Source organism: Sinorhizobium medicae (assembly GCF_007827695.1).
Classification (GTDB): Bacteria; Pseudomonadota; Alphaproteobacteria; order Rhizobiales; family Rhizobiaceae; genus Sinorhizobium; species Sinorhizobium medicae.
The window spans coordinates 166274-189254 of the sequence record NZ_VITA01000013.1 but is presented as its reverse complement, the minus strand read 5'-3'; the positions used below and the strand labels follow the sequence as shown (position 1 = coordinate 189254).

22 protein-coding genes, 1 tRNA gene and 1 pseudogene are annotated in these 22981 nt (G+C 60.3%); 6 read left to right on the top strand and 18 right to left on the bottom strand.

Annotation, left to right across the window (positions count from 1 at the left end; all coding sequences use genetic code 11):
- Positions 1-310: 310 nt before the first annotated feature.
- From FB009_RS21840 to FB009_RS21830, 3 genes are read right to left on the bottom strand one after another with little or no spacing between them, the layout of a single operon-like run.
- On the bottom strand, positions 311-694 hold the full coding sequence (locus tag FB009_RS21840) for a VOC family protein (protein ID WP_011974579.1): 384 nt from the start codon (positions 692-694) through the stop codon (positions 311-313).
- A gap of 3 nt (positions 695-697) precedes the next feature.
- Positions 698-1435: an RlmE family RNA methyltransferase gene (locus tag FB009_RS21835; RefSeq protein WP_011974578.1), complete on the bottom strand. Its 738-nt coding sequence runs from the start codon at positions 1433-1435 to the stop codon at positions 698-700.
- Positions 1432-3027, bottom strand: coding sequence for a Ppx/GppA phosphatase family protein (locus FB009_RS21830; RefSeq protein ID WP_018009496.1), 1596 nt, complete (start codon positions 3025-3027; stop codon positions 1432-1434). The genes FB009_RS21835 and FB009_RS21830 overlap by 4 nt, the downstream gene beginning before the upstream one ends.
- Before the next feature lie 290 nt (positions 3028-3317).
- Here FB009_RS21830 and FB009_RS21825 point away from each other — a divergent pair.
- Positions 3318-3391, top strand: a tRNA-Gln gene (locus FB009_RS21825).
- Between the two features lie 415 nt (positions 3392-3806).
- Here the strand turns inward: FB009_RS21825 and FB009_RS21820 are convergent.
- Both FB009_RS21820 and FB009_RS21815 read right to left on the bottom strand, forming a co-directional pair.
- Positions 3807-5435: a GMC family oxidoreductase gene (locus FB009_RS21820; protein ID WP_011974576.1), complete on the bottom strand. Its 1629-nt coding sequence runs from the start codon at positions 5433-5435 to the stop codon at positions 3807-3809.
- Positions 5436-5640: 205 nt separating this feature from the next.
- Positions 5641-6423, bottom strand: a complete 783-nt coding sequence (locus FB009_RS21815) for an alpha/beta fold hydrolase (RefSeq protein ID WP_011974575.1) — start codon at positions 6421-6423, stop codon at positions 5641-5643.
- A 143-nt stretch (positions 6424-6566) separates the two neighbouring features.
- On the opposite strand from FB009_RS21815, the gene FB009_RS21810 reads away from it, so the two are divergent.
- The gene (locus tag FB009_RS21810; protein WP_011974574.1) at positions 6567-7034 is read left to right on the top strand and encodes a MarR family winged helix-turn-helix transcriptional regulator; all 468 of its coding nucleotides are present in this window, start codon (positions 6567-6569) and stop codon (positions 7032-7034) included.
- Between the two features lie 19 nt (positions 7035-7053).
- On the opposite strand, the gene FB009_RS21805 is transcribed toward FB009_RS21810, so the two are convergent.
- Entirely contained in the window at positions 7054-7833 is a 780-nt protein-coding gene (locus tag FB009_RS21805; RefSeq protein WP_011974573.1) for an SDR family oxidoreductase, read from the bottom strand.
- The gene (locus tag FB009_RS21800; RefSeq protein ID WP_011974572.1) at positions 7833-8153 is read right to left on the bottom strand and encodes a nuclear transport factor 2 family protein; all 321 of its coding nucleotides are present in this window, start codon (positions 8151-8153) and stop codon (positions 7833-7835) included. The genes FB009_RS21805 and FB009_RS21800 overlap by 1 nt, the downstream gene beginning before the upstream one ends.
- Before the next feature lie 95 nt (positions 8154-8248).
- Between FB009_RS21800 and FB009_RS21795 the strand changes: the two genes are divergently transcribed.
- Positions 8249-9145, top strand: coding sequence for a LysR family transcriptional regulator (locus FB009_RS21795; protein ID WP_011974571.1), 897 nt, complete (start codon positions 8249-8251; stop codon positions 9143-9145).
- A 351-nt stretch (positions 9146-9496) separates the two neighbouring features.
- On the opposite strand, the gene acnA is transcribed toward FB009_RS21795, so the two are convergent.
- The 8 genes and pseudogenes from acnA to FB009_RS21750 form a co-directional block, all read right to left on the bottom strand.
- On the bottom strand, positions 9497-12115 hold the full coding sequence (gene acnA / locus FB009_RS21790) for an aconitate hydratase AcnA (protein WP_011974570.1): 2619 nt from the start codon (positions 12113-12115) through the stop codon (positions 9497-9499).
- 133 nt (positions 12116-12248) lie between these two features.
- Positions 12249-13133: a GntR family transcriptional regulator gene (locus tag FB009_RS21785; protein ID WP_024311158.1), complete on the bottom strand. Its 885-nt coding sequence runs from the start codon at positions 13131-13133 to the stop codon at positions 12249-12251.
- A gap of 83 nt (positions 13134-13216) precedes the next feature.
- On the bottom strand, positions 13217-14716 hold the full coding sequence (locus tag FB009_RS21780) for a tripartite tricarboxylate transporter permease (protein ID WP_011974568.1): 1500 nt from the start codon (positions 14714-14716) through the stop codon (positions 13217-13219).
- A 10-nt stretch (positions 14717-14726) separates the two neighbouring features.
- The gene (locus tag FB009_RS21775; protein ID WP_011974567.1) at positions 14727-15200 is read right to left on the bottom strand and encodes a tripartite tricarboxylate transporter TctB family protein; all 474 of its coding nucleotides are present in this window, start codon (positions 15198-15200) and stop codon (positions 14727-14729) included.
- Positions 15201-15255: 55 nt separating this feature from the next.
- A complete protein-coding gene (locus tag FB009_RS21770; protein ID WP_011974566.1) occupies positions 15256-16227 on the bottom strand; it encodes a Bug family tripartite tricarboxylate transporter substrate binding protein in 972 nt (323 codons plus the stop codon).
- A 390-nt stretch (positions 16228-16617) separates the two neighbouring features.
- Positions 16618-17090: pseudogene (locus FB009_RS21765) on the bottom strand (nuclear transport factor 2 family protein).
- Between the two features lie 309 nt (positions 17091-17399).
- A complete protein-coding gene (locus FB009_RS21755) occupies positions 17400-17951 on the bottom strand; it encodes a TetR/AcrR family transcriptional regulator (RefSeq protein WP_018208881.1) in 552 nt (183 codons plus the stop codon).
- Positions 17952-17984: 33 nt separating this feature from the next.
- On the bottom strand, positions 17985-18428 hold the full coding sequence (locus FB009_RS21750; RefSeq protein WP_127580515.1) for a methyltransferase family protein: 444 nt from the start codon (positions 18426-18428) through the stop codon (positions 17985-17987).
- A gap of 357 nt (positions 18429-18785) precedes the next feature.
- Here FB009_RS21750 and FB009_RS33215 point away from each other — a divergent pair, with 357 nt between their 5' ends.
- On the top strand, positions 18786-19187 hold the full coding sequence (locus tag FB009_RS33215) for a translation initiation factor 2 (protein ID WP_408021739.1): 402 nt from the start codon (positions 18786-18788) through the stop codon (positions 19185-19187).
- A 138-nt stretch (positions 19188-19325) separates the two neighbouring features.
- Positions 19326-19508 carry a hypothetical protein gene (locus FB009_RS21740; protein WP_018011323.1) on the top strand — a complete coding sequence of 61 codons (183 nt, stop codon included), beginning with the start codon at positions 19326-19328 and terminating at the stop codon, positions 19506-19508.
- A 20-nt stretch (positions 19509-19528) separates the two neighbouring features.
- Here FB009_RS21740 and FB009_RS21735 read toward each other — a convergent pair whose 3' ends face one another.
- From FB009_RS21735 to FB009_RS21725, 3 genes are all read right to left on the bottom strand, one after another.
- Entirely contained in the window at positions 19529-19897 is a 369-nt protein-coding gene (locus tag FB009_RS21735) for a DUF1236 domain-containing protein (protein WP_011974562.1), read from the bottom strand.
- 270 nt (positions 19898-20167) lie between these two features.
- Positions 20168-20812, bottom strand: coding sequence for a Vgb family protein (locus FB009_RS21730; protein WP_011974561.1), 645 nt, complete (start codon positions 20810-20812; stop codon positions 20168-20170).
- Between the two features lie 35 nt (positions 20813-20847).
- Positions 20848-22089, bottom strand: coding sequence for a phage tail tape measure protein (locus tag FB009_RS21725; protein ID WP_011974560.1), 1242 nt, complete (start codon positions 22087-22089; stop codon positions 20848-20850).
- A 124-nt stretch (positions 22090-22213) separates the two neighbouring features.
- Here FB009_RS21725 and FB009_RS21720 point away from each other — a divergent pair, with 124 nt between their 5' ends.
- Positions 22214-22978: a DUF899 domain-containing protein gene (locus tag FB009_RS21720; RefSeq protein ID WP_024311156.1), complete on the top strand. Its 765-nt coding sequence runs from the start codon at positions 22214-22216 to the stop codon at positions 22976-22978.
- Positions 22979-22981: the final 3 nt, after the last annotated feature.

Below are 22981 nucleotides of genomic sequence, written 5' to 3'. Positions count from 1 at the left end.
CCGCAAATTGCTCGCCATCGCAAACGCCATCATCAGGGACAAAACAACCTTCCGACGAACCACCTGACAAACACAGTTGCCAGCCAGACCAAGTCCTTGGGCTGAAAACGGCTTTTCCCGCGCCGCAGACGCGGCGCTGCTTCATCTCTGCGACGAGCTCAGAGATGAAGGGGGAAGAGAGCTTGCCGTCTCCGACACGTTGTTCGGACTTGGGCAGCCAGATCGCTACTTGCCGATCTCTCCCCCATTGGGGGGGAGCTGCCCGGCAGGGCAGAGGAGGTCGCCTGAGCTGAACCGCTGTGCATCGCCCCTATTCCGGCCGCTCGCAGACCGCCGAGATCTTGTTGCCGTCCGGGTCGCGGATGTAAGCGGCGTAAAAATTCGCATGGAAAGGCCTAAGCCCGGGCGCGCCTTCATCCGTGCCGCCGCCGGCGAGCGCCGCGCGATAGAAGGCATCGACCGCTGCGCGGCTTTCCGCTTCGAGCGCCACCATCGAGCCGTTGCCGATCGTGGCGGCCCTTCGGTCGAAGGGCCTCACCACCCAGAGACGGCAACGGACGTCGCTTTCCGCGCCGTAGCCGATCTCCGCCTCCTCCTGTTTGCGGCGCTTGAGGCCGAGGGGCGCAAGCGCGGCATCGTAGAAGGCGCCTGCTCTTTCCAGGTCGTTGGAACCGAGCGTCACGTATAACAGCATGGCTTATTTCTCCGCGGCGCCCTCTGCCGGTTCGTCGCTCCTTGACGCGTGGCGGCCTTTGAAGCCCTTGGCGAGCAGGAACATCTCGACCGATTCGGCGCGTGAGGACGCCGGCTTCACATGGACCACCTGGCGGAAGTTCTGCTTCAGCATGTTCAGGAGGTCGCGCTCGGTGCCGCCCTGGAAGGTCTTCGCCAGAAAATGGCCGCCTTCCGCCAGAACCTCGACGGCGAAATGCGCCGCCACCTCGCAGAGATGCATGGTTCTGATATGGTCGGTCTGGCGGTGACCGGTGGTCGGCGCAGCCATGTCGGACAGGACGATATCAGGCGCTCCGCCGATCGCCTCCTTCAGCTTTTCCGGCGCCTGCGGGTCGAGGAAATCCATCTGCAGGAAGCTCACGCCCGGAATGGCGTCCATTTCGAGGAAGTCGATCGCAGCCACGCGCGGATCGGTATCGGTCGAGTTCGTCACCTTGGCGGCGATCTGGGACCAGCTTCCGGGTGCGGCGCCCAGATCGATGATGCGCCTGGCGCCCGCGAGAATCTTGTGCTTCTCGTCTATCTCCAGAAGCTTGAAGGCCGCCCGCGCCCGATAGCCTTCAAGCTGCGCGCGCTGCACATAGGGATCGTTGATGTGGCGCTCGATCCAGCGGCGCGAGGATGCCTTGAGCTTGCCCTTCTTGACCTTCTGACCGAGCTTTCGGCCGCTGCGGTTGCTGCCGACCGGGGGTTTCGTCATGCGTCGGTTCCTTCATGGCGCTTCGCGCACTCCTCCCCCGCCTGCGGGGGACCGAAGCTGCGTTGGTGGCGGCGTGGACGCGCCCGGCGCCAGGCCCCGTCATCCGCCATCATGTCGGTCAGCAACCCTTCGCGAAGCCCCCGATCGGCAACGCGCATGCGGGTCGACGGCCAGCGGCGACGGATCGCCTCGAGGATCGCGCATCCGGCAAGCACCAGGTCTGCCCGGTCGGGCCCAATGCAGGGATTGGCGGCACGCGCGGCAAAATCCCAGGAGAGGAGGCGCGCCTGCATGGCGGAAACCTCGTCGTCCGAAAGCCATAGGCCATCGACACGGCGACGGTCGTAGCGCGGCAGGTCGAGATGCACGCCGGCGAGCGTCGTGACGGTTCCCGAAGTTCCGATCAGATGGAAGCCATCGCTATAGGAGCCGCTTGCCAGGACATCGACGGAGGGGCACTCGAAGCCGGCGAGCATGGCCTCGACCTCGCGCACCATCACCTCGAAGCTTTGAGGCGTCACATGCTCGCCGCCATGGCGCTCGGAAAGGGTGACGACGCCGACGGGCAGCGACGTCCAATGGGTGATGTGATTGGCAAGCCGGCTGGAACGATTTTCACCTATGCGAATGACGGCGATTTCCGAAGAGCCGCCGCCGATATCGAAGAGGACGACGGACTTGGTTTCCCGGTCGACGAGCGACGAGCAGCCGGATACCGCAAGCCGTGCCTCCGTCTCCCGGTCGATGATTTCGAGATCCAGGCCGGTTTCCTCGGCGACGCGCCGCATGAAGGCCTCGCCATTGGCGGCCGCGCGCGCAGCCTCCGTCGCGATCAGCCGATGACGGCGGATCGAGCGGGCGCCGAGCTTGGCCGCGCAGACCTTGAGCGCTTCGACCGAACGCTCCATTGCGTCGTCCGAAAGCCGTCCGCTTGCACCGAGCCCCTCGCCCAGCCGGACGATCCTCGAAAACGCATCGACCACACGGAACTGCCCCGGCCGGGTCGGCTGCGCGATGAGCAGCCGGCAATTGTTGGTGCCAAGGTCGAGCGCCGCGTAAAGCGGCGCGGGCGGTTCGCTTGGCGCGACGAAGGGCGCACCGGGTTGACCGCCCGGCCGCTCCGCGCGCGACTGCTGCTGACGCGGTGCTGCGCTGTCGCCACTGCGCGAGCGCACAGCTTCGCCAGCCCGCACAGTTGCGGGGGGCGTATTCGTGGAAGCCAGCGGCCGCCCTTGAAGGCCACGCCGATGACGCGCCTTCCTGTTGCGTTTATTGTTCTTTTTGTCGCCGGCGGCAGCATCCGGCTCCGGCGCGCGTGCACCTGATGCGGCAGATGAGTCCTCTGGTTTTGCTGATTTCGAGCGCCGGCGCCGTTTTCGCTTGCGCGACGGCTCCGCCTCATTCAGTGCTGCGGGACGCCCTGCTTCTCCGGACGGGCCGGATTGGCTGGCAATTGCAGACGGCGAACCGGACGGCCTGCGCCGCCTCCGTTTGCCCTTGCCGCTTCGTGACGCGCCTGTGCGCACCTCGCCGCGACCTGCTGCCGACGCCCCGGATTCAGACGGCTTCTCGCCGTGATCGGGGTCTTTCACTTGTCTCAACCATGGCGCCGCGCGAAGCCTTACGGCCGCTCAAGGCGCTCTCTCGATTTTGCGTTGGGGCGACTGTACCAGCGCCGCCCCCGTTCGCCAAACTTTTTTTGAACCCCTGCGAAGAGAGACAAGCGGAGCGAACATTGCCAGGGACGGCACCGTTCGGCGTGCGCGCGAGGCGGTCCGACACAGCGCGGCCGCATTTTTTTGGCAAAAGGTATTTGCATCAGGCGTTCTTTTGTTTATAAGCCCGCCACACCGACGCGGCGGCAAGACACCGCCAGCGGCCTTGGGGAATAGGTTAACGGTAGACCAGCGGACTCTGACTCCGTTAGTCCTGGTTCGAATCCAGGTTCCCCAGCCAATTCTCCCTATAAGCCCTTAATTCCTTGATTTTTCAGTCGTGCCGGATATCGTTTTGGCGTCATTGGCGACCTGATGCCCAGAAACTGGTGCCTAGAGGTGATGCCCACGCGAAACGTGCGCGGCGGCCTCGCCGGTGGCAGGCAAGGGCAACATAGCCTTGGCAGTCCGCCACGACGTCGAAAATCTCATTCGCCGCGGCAACATCTTCTACTGGCGGGCTCTATCTTGGAGCCTCAATGCCTGATTGGGTGCGCGACACTGCCGTCAATATGCTGCTGAGCTCAACACAGTAAGCGCTCATCTCTTGAGGTGCTAGTAGAAGGTCTTGAAACAAGCCGAACGGTTGACCCAAAAAGGGCGCAAAGAGCTCGACCGCCGGTGTATGCTGACCGCCGAGCTCTTCTAAAGCATCTTCAGGCGAATGGAGCGACACCACTCGAGTCAGCAAGACCATGCGTCTTTCTGATCAAATCGCCTGCGCGCTCTCCGATGACGACACACGGTGCCATCGTGTTTCCGGTGGTGATACGCGGCATGATAGAGGCATCTGCGATACGAAGACTTTCAACCCCGTAGACCTTGAGCTCGTTATTGACCACGGACATGCTGTCGCGTCCCATTTTGGCCGTGCAGGACTGGTGCCAGTAAGTGACGGCCGACTTTCGGATGAAATCGATCATCCCTGCCCGGTCTCGCGTGCCCGGCACTGCTTCGCACGCGACCAGCGGCGTGAAGGCGTCGCTATTTCCGAGTTCGCGACACAGCTCAACCGCTGCCAAGGCTGCAGCCACGTCTTCCGGCTCACTGAGAGAGTTTGGTTCAATCAGGATAGGGTCGTTTGTATTGGGGCCGGAGAGCCTCAGCCGGCCACGGCTTTTCGGCTGCGCAAGCCCTGAAAACATCGTCCAGCCATGCGCCGGGGTTTCCAGACCTGTCTCCACCGGCGAAGGTACGGCGAACTCCAACTGGCACTGAAGAATGTCCGGCTGAGAGAGGCGGGAGTCGCTTTTCCAATAGAGTTTTGCTTCGCAGCCTCCCCCGCCGATGCCTTCCGGCTTTCGATATGCCCACGTGCAGCCGAACGCGAGATGATCCTGATGGTTTCGACCCACACCCGGAAGATGCTGCACGACAGATATCCCGTGGGCCTTCAGCTCGTCCCTCGGGCCAATGCCTGACTGCATCAGCACCTTTGGCGTGTTGATAGCACCCAGCGACAATACCGTTTCGCATCGCGCAGTGAACGCGCACCGTTGACCGTTGACGAGAACGTCGACGCCTGTCGCCCGTATGCCATCGAAGATGATGCGCGTGACCAACGCGTCGGTTAGGACCGTTAGGTTTGGTCGTGACATGAGCGGACGAACATAAGATCCGAATACGGACTCCCGCTTGCCATCCCGGATGCGCAGTTCTGCGATCGATGCACCTCCTCCACTTTCCATCAGTTCGCCGTTTGGAGTGTCGAATACCGGAATTCCTATCGCCGACGCAGCGTTCAGCAAAGCCTCTGCGATAGGCTGCGGCGAACGTGGCTGGGCGACATATACCGGCCCTCCAGCGCCGCGGCGTACAGTATCTGGCGTGCCGCGCCAGTCTTCAATTCGCCGATAGTAACCGAGAACCGATTCATAGCCCCAGGCTTCATCGCCCGCTTCGGCAGCGAAATAATTCCAGTCTTCCATGTGGCCCCGCGCCCAGACCATCACGTTGATGCTCGATCCGCCGCCCAAACCCTTGCCCATGCTGAGAGGTAGCCGCCTACCGTAGAGCTCAGGCGCCGGCTCTCCAACGAAACCCCAGTCACGGCTCGTGCCGAGATTGAGTGGCCATTGGGCCGGGTCTCTAACAGACTCGGCTACGTCATCGCCGCCTGCCTCAAGAAGCAAGACGCGGGCGCTTCCGCATTGTGCCAGTCGAGCGGCAATGACTGAACCACTGGAGCCGGCTCCACATACGATAAAGTCAAAATCGTCTGAAACCTCATGATGTGTTGGTGCCGGATTTTCATGTCGCTTTAGGTCAGGCTTATTCTGATCCACTGGATTACCTTTGTGAATTGAAGAGCTTCGATTGTGAGAAATGGCGGTGAGCGCTAACGGCTCAAAGGCGCGATCGATCTCCATGGGAGATCGACGGTTTTCCATACTGGCTGCAGTGTCGAGCGTAGTGGGAGGTGAGACGTTCCAGCATGCAATCATCGAACAGGGGATGCCTGTCCCGATGATAAAACTCGAATGATCATCCTTACTGCGCCGAAACAGTTTTCGCGGCCTCGTCGATGGTGTCCGCGACCACCGTCGGCTGCGTCATGAGCAGCGCGTGGCTTGCTGAGACTTTGGTGATCTTGGCTTTAATCCGCTCTGCCATATGGATCAGCATGGCTTGGTCGAATGCCTTGTCTTCCGTGGCGATGACAGCCCAGCTTGGCTTGGTCCGCCAAGCAGCGTTCTCCAGGATCGTGCCGAACGCCGACATGTTGATGGGGACCTGCGAATCCCGCATGAACGCGACGTCGTTGTCGCTGGCGTCATGCGCAAATCCAGCCTTGAATTTTTCGGGGCTGACATAACCAAAACCATCTTTTGTGGTCTCGATGACGAATTCCGTTGCAGGGGCAAAACCTTCATACTGCTGGGCCGACGTCTCGCCTGCGTCCGGTGACAGCGCGGAGACGTAAACCAGTCCCGCGACCTTCATATCAATGCCGGCTTCCGTAATGACTGTCCCACCCCATGAATGGCCTACCAGAATGGCGGGACCATCTTGCCGCTCAAGCGCACGCTTGGTGGCGGCAACATCGTCTTCGAGGGAGGTCAACGGATTCTGGACGATGGTGACACGATATCCACGCTTCGTGAGATTGTCGTAGACGCCCCTCCAGCCCGAACCATCGGCGAAAGCACCGTGAACGAGGACTATGTTCTTCACGGCCTGGTTAGCAGGGATGGTGTACGCAGCGTTCGCAGGCACTGCGGTGGATATTGCGGCTATGGCTGCGGCGGTGGCCAATATGGTCCTGGTGGTCATGACTTTCTCCTCTTGCTGACGCGCGATAATTGTTATTGCGATATCTATTAGCTGCCAGATTTCATTTTTTGTGTCAACATCATTTATCGCGATATTGTTTTTTACGGTACTTCTTGCTATTTGTGAGCAGACAGGAGCTCAAAATGACTAAACGGCATAACGACCCACCGCCGCTTCACGATCAGCTCTGCTACGCAATCTATACCGCTGGCATAGCTATCCAGCGTGCCTACAAGCGGGTGCTCGACGAGTTGGGTTTGACATATCCGCAGTACCTCGTGCTCAACGTTCTTTGGCGCGAAGACGAGCAGACGGTTGGTGCTATCGCCCATACCCTCGCTCTGGAATCCAGCACGCTTACGCCGCTTCTGAAGCGGCTGGAAGCATCAGGCTTGCTGCGACGAACACGAAATCTGAGCAATGAGCGGCAGGTTGTCGTTGCATTGACGAACGAGGGACGCGCGTTGCAGCACAGGGCTGGCTGCCTCAGCGACACATTGCTCGCAACCTCGACACAAACGCCCGAGGAGTTGGCATCCTTGAATCGCGATGTCCGGCATCTTCGCGACACCATCTATTCACAGATCGGCGGCTGGGACGCACCCGCCTGATCCGTGAGGGCGTCGGTCCCTAGGCTGTTGGCACAGTTCCTCCATCGATGGTGTATTCGGTACCAGTGATCGATGCAGCGCGATCCGATGCCAGGAAGGCAATCAGGTCTGCGACTTCCGTCGGCTTGGCCGGGCGCCCGAGAGGTATGCCACCCAAGCTGTCCATGATAATTTTCTTGCCGCCCTCAAGGTCCGTGCCCGCCTTTTCCGCCAAGCGCTGGGCCAAGTGGACAGACGCTTCCGTTTCGATCCACCCCGGAGAAACTCGCACGACGCGGACGCCCTTGGGCGACACCTCCTTGGACATGGCCTTGCTGTAAGTCGAAAGTGCCGCCTTGGCTGCGGCATATGCCGTGGTCGCTTCCGGGAGAGGTAGCACTCTTTGGATGGACGTGACATGCACTACCACACCGGTTCCGCGTGCGACCATGTCTGGAACCAGTTCGCGATCGAGTCGAACAGCGGGAAAAAGATTGAGAGACATTTCTTTCTGCCACTCGGCATCAGTTAGCGCCCGAAAGCCACCGCCGGCTGCTGACGAGCCACCCAGCATATGAACGATGATATCGATGTTGCCGAGACGTTGACGCGCAACGTCCACGACGGCCGCGCACCCCTCTTCAGTCGTGAGATCGGCCTCGACAAACAATTCTTCCGGCAGGTTCTCAGGGCGCGCGCGCGCGGTCGTCAACACCTGCGCGCCGAGTTCCCGAAACAGGCTGACGGTCGCAGCGCCGGCGCCCTTGGTTCCAGCAGTGATGAGGGCTCGCTTGCCTCTCAGGTTGAGAAAGTCTGTCATCACCGGATCTCCAGCCTAGCGATCTTGCCGTTCTCGATGGTGAAGGCATATGAGAGCGTCACCGGACTGCCGGGAAACTGGCCGCTAACTTTGGCTCGGACGAGCACTTTGCTGCCGTCAATGGTCGATTCCAAAGGTTCAGAAGCGTACTGAGTGGCCCTCTTAGCTGCCACCCACCATTCACGGATTGCGACGACGCCTTGATGACGCGATCCCTCATCTTCGACAACGGCTTCGGTCGCAAAGGTATCCGACAGCGCATCCGCGTTGCTGCCGCTGTCAGCGTCAAAGTACAAGTTCACGATATCGGGCATATCCATTGTGTTTCTCCTCACTGGCTGACCGATAGTTAGCGCTCGACCATTGCGTAGAAAAGTGGGATAAACCGGCATGCGGTAATGAACAAACCGGGACAATGGAACAGACCAGCCTGAAAGAACTTGAAGCGGTTATTGCTATTGCCCGGCGCGGGACATTCCGCGCAGCGGCCATCGATCTCGATATGTCCACGACCGCGCTGAGCCACACAATAGGCAGGCTGGAGGCGGGGCTGGGAGTGCGATTGTTCAACCGCACCACACGCAGCGTGTCGCTCACAGATGCCGGCAGGCTCTTTGTGCAGCAGGTGGCGCCGTCACTCCAGGATCTCTATGCCGCTTTGGATTCGGTGCGCGCGCAACGTGAGACACCTTCCGGAACAATACGGATCAACGCGGCGCCGTTTGCGGCTCGCGCCATTATCTCACCGCTCGTGCTTGAGTTCCTGCGCCGCTATCCCGACATGAATGTCGATATTGTAACTGAAGGAAAGATGGTTGATATCGTCAAGGACGGGTTTGATCTGGGGGTTAGGGTTGCGGGCCTCGTTCCCAGCGACATGATTGCCGTTTCGCTCGGCCAGCCCCAGCGACATGCTGTGGTTGGGTCTCCTGAATACTTCGAGAGGCATGGGAAGCCAGTGGTCCCTGCCGACCTTCTCAACCATCGATGCATTCGCGTTCGCCTGCCCGATGGCTCCTCGTTTCGGTGGCGTTTCGAGAAGAACGGGGAGCAGGTGCAAATCGATGCACGCGGTCCGATATCCCTGGACGAGGCTGGCCTCACAAGAACCGCTGTCCTGGAAAGCGCCGGTATAGGCTACGTCTTCGAGCAAGACATTCTCCCCGACATCGAGGTGGGGAGCGTTGTCCGTGTCCTGGAAGATTGGACGCCACCATATCCGGGGCTTTGCCTTTACTACCCTGGGCGCCGAAATCTGTCAGCCGGTGTCAGGGCGTTCTTGGAACTTGCGCGTGAGTTCTCGCGACAGTGAGCCAATTGAACCGCCAGTGGAGAAGCCTGTTTGTCTCTACAACGCTCCCAGCGGACACAGATTTGCAATGCGTGAATGACCGGTATGCGGCCGGTAGGCGACCGGCGATGTGCGATGACGAGCGGAAAAGCAGACCGTCGGCCTCTGGGATATCGTTTGAGTATCCTGGAGAACCGAAACGAAGGCGCAATGCGGAAATAATCTCCGCTCTCGGCTGCTGGCGGGTACGGAGCCGGGGCCGGACAGATAGATCTTGCGATGAAGTGCCGGATGAGCTGACGGCCAGTACAAAGGCGCAAGGGGTTTTCGCGCCGAGATCGCCACGGAACAGCCTATCGGACGAGGTCTCACCTAAATCGAAGTGCGTTCGGTCGCTACCAAGTTTTTCAACATCAACGGGAGAATTCCACCCGCCTTCAACATCTCTACCTCGGCGACAGTTTCTATGGCCGTCGTTGCTCTGAATCTCGTGATTTCCCCGTCGCGTCTCCGAATGACGACGTCGATCGGACAACGCGGAGCGATCAGGCCCGCATCGGCATGGATTTCGATGAGGTCACCCGACCTCAGAGCGAGTTCATCTGGCCCCAAACCTTCCGGTAATCTCATCGGCAGAACGCCCATACCGATAAGATTGGATCGGTGAATCCTTTCGAAGCTCACAGCCAGGACCGCGCGGGCGCCGAGGAGGGATGCTCCTTTTGCCGCCCAATCTCGCGACGAACCCATGCCGTAGCGTTCACCAGCGACAATCACGACGGATTGCTTACTCTCCGCGTAGCGATTGGCGGCCGACCAGAGCGGGAGGAGTTCGCCCGAAGGCGCGTGGATCGTCGATCCTGGCGGGATTTCAACGCCGAGAAAGTTTTGAACGGTTCGGTTTGTGTACAGACCCCGAACCATCGACTCCCAGTTACCCCGCCGCGAAGCGTGAACATTAAGGTCTGTCGGGACCTCGCCAAGCTCAACGAGATACCGGCCGGTTTCACTCTGAGCCCGGATCGCCCCGGCTGGCGAGATATGGTCGGTCGTGATGTCGTCACCGACAACGATGAGCGGATGCGCATCGTAGGTCCCGAGCAAGCTGCCTTTTCCGAAGCCTGCGAACGGTGGCCTGCGGATGTATGTCGAGGTCTCGTCCCACGGAAACAATGTCGTGGTCGGCGCCTCGAGTTCGCGCCAGGCCTTGCTGGCCTCGGCTTCGTCATAAGCTCGCTTGAAGTCCATTGCATCCGCAGCAAGTGTAACCGCCTCGTCGATCTCCTGGCTCGTCGGCCACAACATAGACAGGGTCACGGCCTGCCCATCGGACGACCGACCGATCACGTCGGTTAGAATATTCAGCTCGACGGTCCCAGCCAGCGCGAACGCCACGACAAGCGGAGGAGATGCGAGGAACCCGGCCTCGAGCTGCGGGTGTACGCGACCGGGGAAATTTCGGTTGCCCGAGAGAACGGCGACCGGCAGGATTCCCCGGTCCTTCATCGCCACGGCGATCGGCTCGGTCAATGGTCCGGAGTTGCCGATGCAGGTCGTGCAGCCGTAGCCGACGATCCCGAATCCGACCGCTTCGAGATCCTGCAGCAGTCCAGACCGACGCAGGTATCTTTCCGCTGTTGGTGATCCCGGCGCGAGCGACGTCTTCACCCAGGGAGCCGGATGCAGACCGAGCGCTCTCGCTTTTCGGGCCAGCAAGCCCGCCGCAATAACCAGCCGCGGATCGGACGTGTTGGTGCAGCTTGTAATGGCTGCGATGGCGACCGCGCCATCGTTCGGCTCCGAAGTGTGGGCACTTACGACCGCGTCGCGTTTCATCGAAGAGATCGCTGCGGAAGTCTCTCCCACAGATATCCTGTCGTGGGGACGCGTCGGTCCGGCAAGGCTCGGTTCGATCGCCGACAGATCAATTTCGACGACGTGCGTGTAGCGCGGCTTTTCGTCCGGGTCGAACCAAAGACCGACACGCTTGGTGAAGGCTTCGACCAGCTCGACTTGCTCGGACGTTCGACCTGTCGTGCGGAGATAATCGAGCGTGCGACCGTCGACCGGAAAGTAGCCGGAATTGCCGCCAAACTCGGGCGTCATGTTCGCGACCACCGACCGGTCGCCGGCCGTCAGCAGCGACACGCCGGGGCCATAGAATTCCACATACTTATCCTGAAGGTCGATCTTTCGCAGGATATGCGTCACCGTCAATGCCAGATCGGTCGCAAGCACCCCATCGCCGAGACGTCCGGTCAGACGAACACCGACCACATCGGGCACGCGGAGCGACACAGGCATGCCGAAGAATACGCTTTCCGCTTCCAGTCCACCGACGCCCCAAGCGAGGACACCGATGCCGTTGATCATCGGCGTGTGGCTGTCCGTCCCGATCAACGTGTCAGGCGCCGCCCAGCGCCGACCGTCTTTCTCGAGCGTCGAGACGACCGTCGCGAGGCGCTCGAGATTGAGCGTATGCATGATGCCGGTCCCAGGCGGATGCACGCGAAACCCTGTAAGGGTATTGGTTGCCCACTTCATGAAGCGATACCGCTCGGCGTTGCGCTCGAACTCGCGTTTCATGTTGAGTTCAAGCGACGCAGAGTGTCCAAAGACATCGACAGCCAGGGAGTGGTCCGTGGAGACGTCCACCGGGACAACGGGATTGAGAAGCGCCGGATCATAGCCTGCCTCTGCAAGTGCCGACCGCATTCCCGCGATATCAACCAATGCAGGACCGCAGGTAGTATCGTGCATCATGACACGATTGGGGAGAAATTGGATCTCCAACTCGCTCGAACCCGTCGCAAGCCAGTCAATGATCGCAGCCTTGGCTCTTGCAGCATCTTCGCCTGCTGTTCGAAGAACGTTCTCCAACAGGATGCGGTGAATGTATGGAAGCGACCGAAGCTGGTGTCCAACCTCCGCTGGCAGGTCGATGACGTCGTACGCCACCTCGTTTACCGTGAGTTTCGATATGATGGTCATCCCAAATCTCTCATCGCATGTCCGTTTTGGAACGGGATAGACAAGGACCAAGTGCAGGGGTCATCTGCATTTTATGATAGCAAAATGCAATTCTCTTGCGGCCGCGCGTTTTCGCCTGTCAGTCTCCTCCTGATTACACTTTCGGTGTTTTGATCCTGCCGGCACCCATGATGTGGGTGTAGAGGAAGGCTGCCGCTTCTGATCGTCGATCACTCTCGAGAAGATCGAGGATGTGCAGATGCTCTGCCGTCTGTTTCGGCAAGCGGCTGCGATCGATGGTGATCTGGTATTCCAGGAGGCGTCGCAATCTGTTGATCCGCTTTATCGCGTCCAGGAAAAATTCGTTCCCGGAACAAGCGACAAGCATTTCGTGGAAGTCGTTATTGGCTTTGAAGATCTCGGCCCGCGACCAATGTTCGTGGCCGCCGTTTCCAAGCTCCGTCTGTGTGTCGCGCGCTCTTCGAAAGCCGTCCGCATCCGATTGGAACGTCGGCAGCAGCATCGCCTGCTGCTCGATCACGGCGCGGAAGACATAGCCTTCCTCATAGCTCTTCTTCGACATGAGGGTCTGTTTGAACGACCATCCATTTCCGGGAAGCCGCTCGATCCAGCCCTCGTCCGCTATCCGGTGAAGGATCTTCAACAACCTGGTTCGTGGCACCTCGTAGATGCGCATCAACTCGTTTTCGCTGACGCGCTCGGCAAACTTCCCGGACAGGCGATCGTCTGCGATCCTGAGATAGATCGCATCGTCACCCTCGGCAGCCTTGCCATCCGCGGGCCCAAGATCGTCGATTGCATCGCCATTCACCGCAAGAAAATAGCCGCGGTTCGGCTCGGCTCGCACAATGCCCTTCTCTTCCAGTTTCTGCAGAGCGCTCATGATCGGGGCACGCGACACACGGAAATTGTCGGCCAGCATCTGCAGAGGCAGATGATCTCCCTTTCGCATCGCGGTGGATTTCACGAACTCAATGATTTCCGTGCTGATCCGGGGTGAGAGACTGTTCCTGGCCATGCCTTGTCCGTGTGTCCTGTTCTTTCAGTTGGAATTGCCACAGTGATGTGCGCCGCCCGGCGCGGTCAAACAGATTTGCGCCATCAATCCTCGTCTTGACGGAATTTCGCGAGGCCTCTGAATACAAAAGGAGCGACCAAGGCAACAACGGCTATGCCGATCATGATGGCCGAACTCGGATGCTGGACCAGGATCATCGGATCGCCAAGGCTCATTTGCAGAGAGCGGCGCAAGGCGCTGTCTGCAAGCGGGCCAAGGATCAGACCGACAACCGCCGGAGCGATGGGATAGTCGTAGCGGCGCATCACAAATCCGACGACGCCGAATCCCGTCAGCAGCAGCAGTTCCGTCACGGATGGGTTCGCTGCAAGGGTGCCCATCGAAGCAAACACGAGGATGCCTGCATAGAGCCAGGGCAGCGGAATTTTGAGGAGCTTCACCCAAATTCCGACCAAAGGCAGGTTGAGAACAAGCAGCATGACATTGGCGATAAACAGGCTGGCGACCAGTCCCCAGACGAGGTCAGCATGCTGCGTGAACAGCAAGGGACCCGGCTGGATGTTGTACTGCTGGAAGCCCGCGAGCATGACGGCGGCCGTGGCAGACGTCGGTAATCCAAGCGTCAGCAGCGGAACCAGCGTGCCGGCGGCGGACGCATTGTTCGCAGCTTCCGGACCGGCGACGCCTTCGATTGCCCCGCGGCCGAACTCTTCCGGCTTGCTGCTCAGCTTGCGTTCGATCGTATAGCTCAGGAAAGTAGGAATCTCGGCGCCGCCAGCCGGAAGTGCGCCGATCGGAAAGCCGATGACCGTACCGCGAAGCCATGGCTTCCAGGACCGCTTCCAGTCTTCTCTGGTCATCCAGATCGACCCCTTAACCGGGATAGGCTTCTCGGGCTTGTAGAGATGACGCGACGCCACGAAGAAGGCTTCACCGATCGCGAACAGACCGACGGCGAGCGTTGTCACCTCGACGCCATCAAGCAGTCCCGGAACACCGAACGTCAGGCGAGCCTGGCCCGTCAACTGGTCGATGCCCATCAGTCCCAGCCAGAGGCCAAAGGCCAGACTGGTGAGCCCCCGCAGCGGCGATGACCCGAACGTTGCCGATACCGTCACGAACGCGATCAGCATCAGACCGAAATAATCCCAGGGACCGAACTTGACAGCAATCTTCACGAGATACGGTGCGAGAACGGCCAGCCCGGCTGTAGCAACGAGTGCGGCAACGAACGAACCGATGGCTGCTGTCGCGAGCGCCGGCCCACCGCGTCCGGCTCGTGCCATCTTGTTGCCCTCGAGCGCGGTGACGACCGATGCGCTTTCGCCAGGCGCGTTGAGCAGGATCGCCGTGGTCGAACCACCGTACATTCCGCCATAGTAAATTCCGGCGAACATGATGATCGAGCCGCCGGGATCCAGCTTGAAGGTAACTGGAAGCAGAAGTGCCACCGTCAGTGCCGGGCCAATACCTGGGAGAACACCGACGGCCGTTCCAATAAGAACGCCAATGGCGGCGTAGATGAGGTTCGCAGGCTGAATAGCCAGTGCGAACCCATCGATCAAAAACGAAAATGTATCCATCAGGGCGTCCTCAGAAGAGCCGCTCAAGCGGGCCTTGCGGCAACGCGAGCGTCAGGAGCTTATTGAAGAGAAGGAAGACAAACACCCCGATGACCGCCCCGAGACATAGATCGACGAGAAGGGCCTTGCGGCCGAACGCCCGCGCGGTCAGTGCGAAGAGAAGCGTCGAGCCTGGAATGAAACCGCCACCAAGCCAGATCGATCCGATCAACCCTGCAAGAGCAAAACCGATCCAGCCGACGGCCATCCAGTCTGCGCTCTCGACTTCGATGTCCGATGGCTTGAAGGCGCTGATCAGGTGACCGATGGCAAGAACTACAAAAAGGATCGCCACGAAATAGGACGCCGCGCTGGCGCTCATCCCGTAGGTTGCCCGCACCTTCATATGGCTTGCATCCCAGTAGGTGATGAAGGCGATGGCGAACAGGACGACAGCGATCATCGCAGTTGGACGGTTGGGAATGCGAAGAGTTTTCTGGGTCATGGTGTCCTCGTCGCACGCGGAAGGGCACTTGCCGGCTTCCGCGTGCTCCGTCAGGTTAGTTTGCGAGACCGATGGACGTCAGGATGGTCTTCACGCGTTCGGTTTCCGAACCGATGAAAGCCTTGAATTCGTCGGAAGGCGCATAGTAGTCGGTCCAACCGCGGGCTTTAAGGATTGCCTGCCACTCGGCGGACTTCACCGTCTTCTCGACGGCGGACTTGAGCGCATCGAGATCGGCGCCTTCGACGCCCGGACCCGCGAAGACACCGCGCCAGTTGACGAGTTCGATATCGAGGCCCTGTGCTTTCAAAGGCTTTGCCTCGATGCCTTCGATCGGCTCCGGATAGGAAATCGCCAATGCTCTGAGGTCGCCGGATTTGATCTGGCCTTCCCATTCGCCGTAGCCCGACACGCCTGCGGTCGCCTGACCACCGAGCATGGCGGCAAGCGACTCACCACCGCCAGAATAGGCGACGTAGTTGATCTTGCTGGGGTCAGCACCTGCTGCCTTGGTGACGAGCGCTGCGAGGATATGATCCGCACCGCCCGCCGATCCGCCAACCCAGATCGTTGTCGCGACGTCTTTCTTAATCGTAGCCAGCAGATCGTCCATTGATTTGATCGGCGAATCCTTCGGGACGACGATCACAAGCGGGTCGCCGGTTAGGCGAGCGATCGGAGTGACCTCCGTCAGATCGACCGGGGACTGGTTGGAGATGCTTGCGCCGACGAGCGTAATGCCCGCGACAAAAAGCTGATTTGAGCTGCCCTTCGCGGAGCCGATGAACTGAGCAAGACCAACCGTGCCACCTGCGCCGGGGACGTTGATAACCTGCACGCTTTTCGCATTGCCGCTCGCCATCATGGCTTCCTGCATTGAGCGCGAAGCCGAATCCCATCCGCCCCCAGCGCCAGCGGGCGCCATGATGGTCAGTTCCAGATCCTGCGACGAAGCCTGCAGCGTTCCAAGGCCCAAGGTGCCGCCGACGACGGCGGCCAGAATTCCGAGTTTGAAGTAATTGCGCACAGCGATTTCCTCCTGCTGGTAAGGCTCACCTCCTGAGCCGTGCGAAGAATTTGCATTATATAATTATAAAAGTAAATATGGGACGAGGTGACTTTTTGTGGCCGCTGACGACACACTGCCAAACTGCGCCACTGTGAAATGCAATTATTTCAAGCGGCATCGCCATGTAGGGGAAACAGTATCGGCCGCTTCGAGTGTACAGCGGCCTAGGTTTCTCCGGCCCGTCCCGCCATTGGAGACGTGTGCTTGGTGCGAGGTGTCAATTCGTTGTGGGCCGGAGGCGGACCGTCGGTAGCCAAAACTGAATAAGCGTTCTGAATACTTTGAATGGAAGAATGGCTCCTGAGCCCCACCTTTGAGTCACAAATGAAAGAGGCAGGTTCGGCTCGACTAAAGGCCGAGCTCGCCGAGTCCCGGATGATCATCAGGCCGGCGACCAAGTGTCCACTGAAAGCAGCGGTCGTCGGTGCGGCTAGGCAAGTCGTTGATGCAGGCATAGCGCTTCCACATCAGGCCGCTGCCGTCAAACTCCCAATTCTCGTTCCCGAACGATCTGAACCAGTTCCCGCTGTCGTCGTGCCACTCATAGGCAAACCTAACGTCGATACGAGTGTCGCTAAACGCCCAAAGTTCCTTGATCAAACGGTAGTCGAGCTCCCGCCGCCATTTTGCCGAGAGGAACGCGGCGATCGCTTCCCTTCCGGTGACGAACTCGGCACGGTTCGCCACTGGCTGTCCACGGTGCACGCTAACGCAACCCTAGCTGGGTCACGGCTGTTCCATCCGTCTTCGGCAAGCCGGACTTTCTCGACTGCGCTTTCGAATGTGAACGGGGGAAGTGGTGGCCGCTGAGCTTCGCTCATCTTCAAGGTCCTCCCAATTGGGTTCGCAACGTCGCGTTTTCAGTTTCCAATCGCTGCAGTCGCTCACCAAGAGGAGCGACAACCTGTTTAACCTGCTGTTCGGTGTAGCGCGGGGTGATCTGCTGCGGGCAGTTCAAAAGCAGCCGATCGACTTTGGGCCGGAGGCGGACTGGCGGCCTTCAGGTGGACGGCGGTGTATTGTTGACGCTCACGAGCACGCGCCAACACTGCGGGCGCCTGCCTTCGGCCGCTTGCGATCACCGAACTTTGCCATCTCGATGTGTTGTGCACCGGCAATCCGAAGTCGAGCTAATGCTGGCTGATCGCTTGAATGATTGCCTCGGCAACTTGGCGCGCCCGTTTCTCAGACAGCGTTGCTCGGTACTGGGCTATCAGAAATGGATTTCGAAACAGGATCGTAGCGTCCTCCAGCAAGATCAGCGCGTCTTCCGCCTCTGTTTCTCCAGTAAGCGTGGCAACAGCGGGGCGGATGATTTCCCTCAAGCGGCCGACGTGGCGGGCAACCGCCTCAGCCTCCCCGCCGGCGAGACGCAGATAGGCTAAGAACAAGCTCGGGTCGGCGTCATATCGCTCACATTTGGCGCGCATCGTTCGCAGAACCCAAGCTGTCACCTGGCCATCCGGTTCGGACTCAGCCACAACAGCGGCAGTGACTTCATCCTCCACTCCGGCAAACCAGTTTTCAGCCAGCATGGAAATCAGCGCCTGCCGGTCCGGAAAGTAACGATAGCTGTTGGATTGCGACATGCCGAGGCGCGCGGCGACATCGGCCAAGGCCAGACGCGCACCGCCATTTTCTCGCAATATCTCCTCGGCCGCCATCACAAAGCGCTGACGCATGAGCGTTTTTTCGACAGCAGGCCGAGGCATGGCTTAAATCCAGCGGCGTACGCGCGCGCGATACTGCCTGTACGGGTCACCGAAGGCCTGCTCGGCAGCGCTTTCCTCAAACGGGATATACCGCCAATTGGCGGCGATAAAAAAGACGAGCGGCATCAACAAACCCGCCCAATGTCCGGCGATCAGTGCCGCCCCTAGAACCAGCAGGAGCATCGAAAGATACATCGGATTTCGGCTGTACGCGAAGAGGCCATCAGTCACGAGATTGCGGGGCGTATCAAATGTCATGATCTCCGCACTGGCCTTGGAAAACTGCCTGCGCGCAACGGCGAGACCGATCAGCGCGACAGGGATGCATGCCCATCCAATCATCGCTGACGAGACTGGCAATGGGTCAATCGGCCGTTCCACACGAGACAGCGCAAACAGGACAATCAGCAGCAAGCCGACAAGCAATGGGGGCAGAAGGCGGCGCATCGAGACTCTCCATAAAATGATAGATCGACCAAAGTTATCATTTATATAGAAGCCGGCACGCATTGTCTGTTCGTTCCGCAACCCTCATTGTTGAATTTCGATAAGATCAAGCATCGAATTCCGCCATGTTAAATCCTGCCTGTAACCCGTTTACCCGCCAATAAAAACCAGGATGAACCAACAGCAACACTCCACACCTTGTTAATATCTCCCCATGTCCCTGTTTTCTCCATAGACAACCACAGGTTTATCAGCTTGATTCCCATCGCAAGTAACTTTTTGGCAACTGGGGTTGAGATGAAATTGAACATGCTCGTGGCAATCGCCACCATAACGGCACTTTCCGGCTGTGGATCTATTACTCGGGGCACAACGGAAAAGGTAACGATCACGGCCTCGCCGTCCGATGCTAAGATCACAACATCGACGGGGCAGTATTGCCCGCGTTCTCCCTGCACGATCGAGGTTATGCGGCGCACTGAATTTACCGCATTCGCCGAGAAGGAAGGGTATGAGAAGGGCTCCATTGAAATCAGGACGAAGGTCGTCGGTGCGGGTGCCGCCGGATTTGCCGGAAACATCGTGATCGGCGGCGTTATTGGAATGGGGGTCGACGCGGCAACGGGCGCGGCGCTGGACCACTATCCAAACCCCGCCCATATAGAACTGAGGCCGCTTGGAAAGAAGGCACCGGCCAAGGCCACGGCGCCGAAGAAGCGGAAGAGCAAGAGCAAGGGCTCGAAACAGCCCTCCGTTTGAGACGGGCTACCAGAGCGAGGCCCGCCAACAAACCTGGTGGGCCTCTGATCGCAATGTGTGTTACATCCCTTTCGGTCCCAGGCGACAGGAACCCCTTTGCGTTCAGTCCGTTGTCCTTTCACCCGAGAGGAGACGACAATGAGCACCAAGGATACGAATGCCACTCCGGAACAGGCGAAGCCTGCCGACGTCCGTCAACCGGCGGATCGGAAGAAGCACCGCGACGAGGAGTCGACTGCACCCTCCACTGTCCAGCCTCCAGGTGCAAAGGACAGGAGTGAAAAGCCCGAAGTCAATCCGGTCACCGGCGGGGCATTGTAGACCCGACCACGGCTCAGGATCTATTGAACGAGCTGTACGACGGTGCGGCTCTTCACGTCTGCAATGACACGCTTCTTGTTGACCACCGCGAAGCCATAGCGCCTGTCGGCCGGGACCGTATTGAGAAAGACGGTTTCGGGTACCGGTTTACCGACTGCTATCTGCTCCTGAAGAACCAGCGGCCGCTGCGGCAACGGCTGCAGCTCGACATATTCAATCACGCCCTTCGGCGGCGGATCGATTGTCGCGCCCGCGTCCGGCCCCGCGATGGCGACCGCAGCCGTCTCAGCCGCGCCGATTTCGATTGTGCTTTGCGCTTCGGCAGGAGCCGCAGTCAGGAAGACCGCAAGGCTCAGTGCGACGGAACTCTTGACGAGAAAGACTGTCATGAGTGCTTCTCCAGCTACGTATCCCTTCAAGTGGAGGAATCGCCTGCTGCAGGCTTTGTTCCGGCCTATCGGCGCCATCGGACCTTGGTCCTAGCTGACAAGGTTAAAAGTCCTAGGACTGTTGCCCGCCAATATCAGTGAAGCATATCGTTCTGAGGCGACCAAGGCGGCACCCTCGTCAGCCGCTGCGGCGCCTGAAGGTCCCGGAGCCAACGCGATTGTCCCTTCTAAACGCTCCGGGACCTTCCTTCCATACGGGCCATGGATCGCCTATGCGGAGATCCGGCCGGGCTTGCGGATCGCGCGGACCTTTCCGCTGTTTCCTCCTCCACAGAAGAAACGGTCGCCGCCGTCGGATTCAAGACCGGAAACGCCGGTGCCCGACGGCATTTCTATCATCTCCAACACCTCTCCTGTATCCGGATCCAGACGCCGCACATCGCTCTCGTCGCCTTCCCAGGTGCCGTGCCAAAGCTCACCGTCAACCCAGGTGACACCGGTCACGACCCGGTTGGACTCGATGGTGCGAAGGACCCGCCCGGTTTCGGGATCGACCTGATGGATCTTGCGCCCCTGGTAACAGCCGACCCAGAGCGTTCCTTCGGCCCAGGCAAGGCCGGAATCACCGCCCCCGGCAGGCGCCGGAATCGTTGCAAGCACGCGACCGGTCTCAGGATCGATCTTCTGGATGCGATCCTCCGCGATCTGGAACAGGTGCTGACCGTCGAAGGCGGTTCCCGCATGGGCGGCAACATCGATGGAGCGCACCGTCTGTCCACTTCCGGGGTCGAGTGCGTTCAGCCGGTCGCCCGAGGCGAACCAGACGTGCCTGCCGTCGAAGGTGACGCCATGCACCTGTTCAGTACCGGGAAAAGGTCCATATTCCCTGACAATTTCGGCTTTCGATCGTTTCATATTTCAAATCCTCGTCGCCTGTTGCATCTCGCATTCTAGTCGCTCGGCAACGGCCCCGGGAGTAACAAGACTGTCGGGAAGCCCGGTATGGACGGGGTCATCCAGCGAAGCGCCCGGCCGCGGCCGAAGGATTGCACCTTGCCGGCCGAGGCAAGATTTTCGAGTGCCCGCTGCACGGTGCGCGGGCTCGCACCGAGCGCAATTGCCAGCGCCGAGCTCGACCATGCCTCCCCGTCGGAAAGCATGGCGAGTACGTCCGCATGCCTTTCCTCGACGGGCGGCGCCAACACGACGGCCGCACCGGCACGGCGGGGCGATAGCGTGAAACCCTGCTTCGTCGCCCTCACCTCCGCAAGCCCTCGAAGCTCCGCCCGAAGACGCCCGATCTCCACGCGCAGCCGAGCGCGGTGCGATTCATCGGCATGCCGGGCGCGGAAAGCGCGCGTGAGCAGCGTGGCTCGCGGCACGTCCCCGGGCCAGGCCTCGCCGAGCGCACGGGCAAGCGCCATGAGGACAGGGCGTGTGGCTAGCGAGACGACCAGCCCTTCGTACCGTATCATATTGCGGCAAGCGTCCACGACGAGGGCACCCGAAGCGAGCAGCGTTTCGACTTCATCGATCAGGAGAAGACGCTCCCCGCCGCTGCCGATCAGGCGCGCGACAGGCGCATCAAGGATAAGGGACGCAGCCTCCACCTCCGCCGTCAGCGCAGGGACGTTCGCCTCGCGCGCAGCATCTTCGGCTCGGTCAAGCGCAACCCGCGCCGCCTTCGCCTGCAGACGCCGTATGGCGATGCCCGCAACGACCAGCTCGCGGGCTGCCCTCGTCGCGGACGGGAGCGCGGTGCCCATCTTTCGCTCGGACACGGCGTCGAGTACCGACAGCGCACCCTCGGCCTCGTCGAGGCGGCCTATGAGAAGCAGGCGGCGGGCCTCGAGATTTCGGGCGTGAGCGGCATTCACTCGGTCGCCATGCACTTCGAGCGTTGCCCTCGCCGCTTCGAGCGTTTTCGTGGGCCAGCCCAGGTCGCGCGAAACGAGAGCGATCTCGGCCTCGGCAACGATGCACCGGGCGCGTGCCACCGCCTGCCTCTGGCCGAAACCATGTGCCGCTCGTTTGAGGAGAGCCTTCGCCCGGGCGAAGTCGCCAAGCTGCGCCATCGCGATGCCACGAAGCGCGAGCGCATGCGCGTCCTCCCGCAACGCGACGCGGTTCAGCGCGCCAAGGAGATCGCCGGCCGCGAGCGCCCGTGCCGCAGCGGTGATCAGCGAGTCCATCGAAATCCCGCCAAACTTGTCACTCTCACCATTCGATCTCCGGCTCTAGTCTGGCTCATGAACACCGGCGACCCGCGCCCGGCGGCGCCAATCTACGACGACAGATAGCCAAAGGAGAAGCATGATGACGGCACATGCAACAGGAACACGGGAAGAATGGCTGGCGGCCCGCGTCGATCTTCTCGCAGCCGAGAAGGATCTGACACGGAGAAGCGACGAGCTGGCGCGCTGGCGTCGGGAATTGCCCTGGGTGCGGATCGACCAGGCATACAGGTTCGAGACCGACGAGGGTGAAGCCTCGCTGCGCGACCTCTTCAAGGGACGCTCGCAGCTTCTCGTCTACCATTTCATGTTCGGGCCCGATTATACGGCCGGCTGCCCATCCTGTTCTGCTATCGCGGATGGCTTCAACGGAATCGTCCCTCATCTTGAAAACCACGACCTCGCCTTTTATGCGGTCTCCCGTGCCCCACTTGCGAAACTCACGGCCTATAAGCAGCGTCTCGGGTGGAGTTTCCCCTGGGCCGCATCGAACGACGGCGAGTTCAACCGCGATTTCTGCGTCTGGTTCACCGAACAACAGCAACGCGAAGGCGGCATCGAGTACAATTTCCGCCGCGAGCCCCCTCTGCTCGAACCAGGCGAAAGCCGGGGGCCGGCCGCCGAGATCGCCGCCATGGCGGGAACCGACGTCGCCACTTTCACGCGCGACAGGCCGGGCGTCAGCGCCTTCGTGCTCGAGGACGGAATCGTCTACCACACCTATTCCAGCTACGCGCGTGGTCTGGACGGACTATGGGGCATGTATCAGTGGCTCGACCGGGCGCCAAAGGGACGCAACGAGAACGGCATCTGGTGGCGCCGCCATGACGAATATGCCCGGGGGTGATGT

Excerpts from the sequence above, each read along its gene's own strand:
- FB009_RS21840 (WP_011974579.1), bottom strand. The coding sequence starts at position 694 with ATGCTGTTATACGTGACGCTCGGTTCCAACGACCTGGAAAGAGCAGGC.
- FB009_RS21835 (WP_011974578.1), bottom strand. The coding sequence starts at position 1,435 with ATGACGAAACCCCCGGTCGGCAGCAACCGCAGCGGCCGAAAGCTCGGT.
- FB009_RS21815 (WP_011974575.1), bottom strand. The coding sequence starts at position 6,423 with ATGACCACCAGGACCATATTGGCCACCGCCGCAGCCATAGCCGCAATA.
- FB009_RS21810 (WP_011974574.1), top strand. The coding sequence starts at position 6,567 with ATGACTAAACGGCATAACGACCCACCGCCGCTTCACGATCAGCTCTGC.
- FB009_RS21805 (WP_011974573.1), bottom strand. The coding sequence starts at position 7,833 with ATGACAGACTTTCTCAACCTGAGAGGCAAGCGAGCCCTCATCACTGCT.
- FB009_RS21800 (WP_011974572.1), bottom strand. The coding sequence starts at position 8,153 with ATGGATATGCCCGATATCGTGAACTTGTACTTTGACGCTGACAGCGGC.
- FB009_RS21795 (WP_011974571.1), top strand. The coding sequence starts at position 8,249 with ATGGAACAGACCAGCCTGAAAGAACTTGAAGCGGTTATTGCTATTGCC.
- acnA (WP_011974570.1), bottom strand. The coding sequence starts at position 12,115 with ATGACCATCATATCGAAACTCACGGTAAACGAGGTGGCGTACGACGTC.
- FB009_RS21785 (WP_024311158.1), bottom strand. The coding sequence starts at position 13,133 with ATGGCCAGGAACAGTCTCTCACCCCGGATCAGCACGGAAATCATTGAG.
- FB009_RS21780 (WP_011974568.1), bottom strand. The coding sequence starts at position 14,716 with ATGGATACATTTTCGTTTTTGATCGATGGGTTCGCACTGGCTATTCAG.
- FB009_RS21775 (WP_011974567.1), bottom strand. The coding sequence starts at position 15,200 with ATGACCCAGAAAACTCTTCGCATTCCCAACCGTCCAACTGCGATGATC.
- FB009_RS21755 (WP_018208881.1), bottom strand. The coding sequence starts at position 17,951 with ATGCGTCAGCGCTTTGTGATGGCGGCCGAGGAGATATTGCGAGAAAAT.
- FB009_RS21750 (WP_127580515.1), bottom strand. The coding sequence starts at position 18,428 with ATGCGCCGCCTTCTGCCCCCATTGCTTGTCGGCTTGCTGCTGATTGTC.
- FB009_RS21740 (WP_018011323.1), top strand. The coding sequence starts at position 19,326 with ATGAGCACCAAGGATACGAATGCCACTCCGGAACAGGCGAAGCCTGCC.
- FB009_RS21735 (WP_011974562.1), bottom strand. The coding sequence starts at position 19,897 with ATGACAGTCTTTCTCGTCAAGAGTTCCGTCGCACTGAGCCTTGCGGTC.
- FB009_RS21730 (WP_011974561.1), bottom strand. The coding sequence starts at position 20,812 with ATGAAACGATCGAAAGCCGAAATTGTCAGGGAATATGGACCTTTTCCC.
- FB009_RS21725 (WP_011974560.1), bottom strand. The coding sequence starts at position 22,089 with ATGGACTCGCTGATCACCGCTGCGGCACGGGCGCTCGCGGCCGGCGAT.
- FB009_RS21720 (WP_024311156.1), top strand. The coding sequence starts at position 22,214 with ATGACGGCACATGCAACAGGAACACGGGAAGAATGGCTGGCGGCCCGC.